Annotated in this window: 3 protein-coding genes; 2 read left to right on the forward strand and 1 reads right to left on the reverse strand. The window is 52.9% G+C overall.

Annotated elements, in window-relative coordinates; genetic code table 11:
• Nucleotides 1–272: 272 nt before the first annotated feature.
• Both lacNas_RS07980 and lacNas_RS07985 read left to right on the forward strand, forming a co-directional pair.
• Nucleotides 273–992 (forward strand): HAD family hydrolase, encoded by a 720-nt coding sequence (locus lacNas_RS07980; protein WP_201331965.1) that lies wholly within the window; start codon nucleotides 273–275, stop codon nucleotides 990–992.
• A 1-nt stretch (nucleotide 993) separates the two neighbouring features.
• On the forward strand, nucleotides 994–1,260 hold the full coding sequence (locus lacNas_RS07985) for a GNAT family N-acetyltransferase (protein ID WP_201331966.1): 267 nt from the start codon (nucleotides 994–996) through the stop codon (nucleotides 1,258–1,260).
• Between the two features lie 92 nt (nucleotides 1,261–1,352).
• Here lacNas_RS07985 and lacNas_RS07990 read toward each other — a convergent pair.
• Nucleotides 1,353–2,261 (reverse strand): FAD-binding protein (locus lacNas_RS07990; protein ID WP_201346760.1); only part of this gene is annotated, 909 nt, incomplete at its 5' end.

A 2,261-nucleotide genomic window follows, 5' to 3' on the forward strand; every position in this document is an offset into this window, starting at 1 on the left:
GCAACGACGCCGGTGGCTTCTTCTGGGGCAGCTACAATGACCGGGTTCCGGGCTTGGCTGCCAGTCACGCGCACACCTTTGGCCGCCTGGCTGGTCAATCTGCCGCTGGATTGACGCCAGATGAAAAGAAGGCTGCTGTGTTCAAGAGACCCACGTTGACGCAGCCAGCGGGGCAAGTCATATTTAAACGAGATGTTGTGAAAGCAGGTCTGCTCTATGCGAGCAGGCCTATTTTTTGTGCAGGATGGTATAATGAAAGCGAGGTGAAACGAATGAAATATGAAGCCGCGATTTTTGATATGGACGGCACTATCTTAGACACGAGCGCTGACTTGACAGCCTCATTGAATTACGCGTTTGAAAAGACAGGCCACCGGCATGACTTTACGGTTGAAGATATCAAGAACTTCTTTGGCAGCGGGGTCGTGGTGGCTGTTACCCGGGCTTTGGCATATGAAGCAGGCAGCAGCCGGGAGAGCCTGGTGGCTTTTGGGACTAAGGATGAGCAAATCCCGGAAGCTGTTACTCAAGCGGAAGTTACCCGGGTTCTGGAAGTTTTCAAGCCCTACTACGCTGAGCATTGCCAAATCAAGACCGGTCCTTTCCCTGGGATTTTGGACTTGATGAAAAATCTGCGGCAAAAAGGGGTCAAGCTGGCTGTTGTCTCCAACAAGCCAAACGAAGCCGTGCAGGTCTTGGTTGAGGAACTTTTCCCTGGCAGCTTCGACTTTGCCCTGGGTGAAAGAAGCGGGATCCGCCGCAAGCCGGCTCCGGACATGACTGCTGAATGTGTCAAGGTCCTGGAGGTTCCAAAAGACAAGTGCGTTTACATTGGCGATTCAGAAATCGACATCCAGACCGCGCAAAACTCAGAAATGGACGAGATTGCCGTGGACTGGGGCTTTAGAAGCGTCCCATTTTTGCAAAAACATGGGGCAACCATGATCGTAAATTCGGCTGAAGAGCTGGAAGAAGCAATTTTAGGTGAGTAATATGGAGATCAAGTTTGAAGCAGACCACAAGCGGGCCGCCGTTTATGACGAAGGCAAGCTGATCGGTCAATGTGTTTATGAAGACAAGGGTGATCACTGGATCATCACGACTACCAAAGTTGACCCGGCTTATGGCGGACAGGGCCTGGGCCGGAAACTGGTTGATGCCGTTGTTGCTGCAGCCCGGGAAAAAAGCGTCAGATTGCGGGCTACTTGCTCGTATGCGGCCAAGGTTTTAACCAAGCCGGGCTACGAGGATCTGCATTAAGCAAGATAAAAGCATCCCTGCTGCAGAATTTTCGGGGAAGGGATGCTTGTTTTACTGAACGGAAAAAGACTGCCTTTTGGCAGTCTTTTTGTTTACAAATACTTTTGTGCGTTCAAAGCGGCGTTTCTGCCGGAGTAGAAGGCGTATCCCGCGCAGGTACCAGGCATGTTCGGGCCGTAAGTGTCACCGGTCAAACCGCTGGCGTCGTTGCCGGCAGCATACAGGCCAGGAATTACCTTGCCGTCAGCGTCTTCAACTTCATTGTTGACGCTGACCTTCAAACCACCCATGGTGCAGAAGGCACCGATGTTCAGCTTAAAGGCGTAGAATGGACCGTTTTCAACTGGAACCAGGTATTCAGCATCCTTGCCGAAGTCTTCGTCTTCGCCTTGTGCGGCAAAGCCGTTGTAGCGCTTGATCGTAGCAGTCAGCTGGTCCTTTGGCAGGCCGGTCTTTTCGGCGAGTTCTTCGATAGTGTCGGCCTTGAAGATGAACGGCTTGTCGTCAGCTACGGCTTGAGCGATTTCGTCAGCCAGCTTGTCCATCTTTTGTCCGCGTTCAACGTAAACGCCCAGGCCCATGAAGTTCCCGTCCTTGGCCATTTTTTCAATCACGCCGGTGTCCAAGATGCTGTAGACTTCATTTTGGGTGTAGAGAGCATTGCCAGCGTAACTGAAGTTGTAGATCACGGACTCGTCGACGAAGCGGTTACCGTCTTCGTTGACCCACAGAAGCGGTTGCTGGCCGGCTGCGACGTTCATCTGGCTGCTCATCATCTTGAAGTATGGCTGGTCAGGGTCATCCAGGTAGCCGCCGAAAAGCATCGCCATGCCAGTGCCGTACTTGCGGCCGCCCACGCTCCAGCCAAGGCGCAGACCGTCACCAGTCCCTTTGCCGCTGGAGACCGGAATCATCCGGCTTAAGTCATAGTCGGTTTCCTCAGCCATCATTTCCTTGTTGTTGAGGTAGCCGCCGGCAGCCAAAATGACAACTTTGGCCAG

This window comes from Lactobacillus nasalidis (assembly GCF_016587775.1).
Taxonomy (GTDB): Bacteria; Bacillota; Bacilli; order Lactobacillales; family Lactobacillaceae; genus Lactobacillus; species Lactobacillus nasalidis.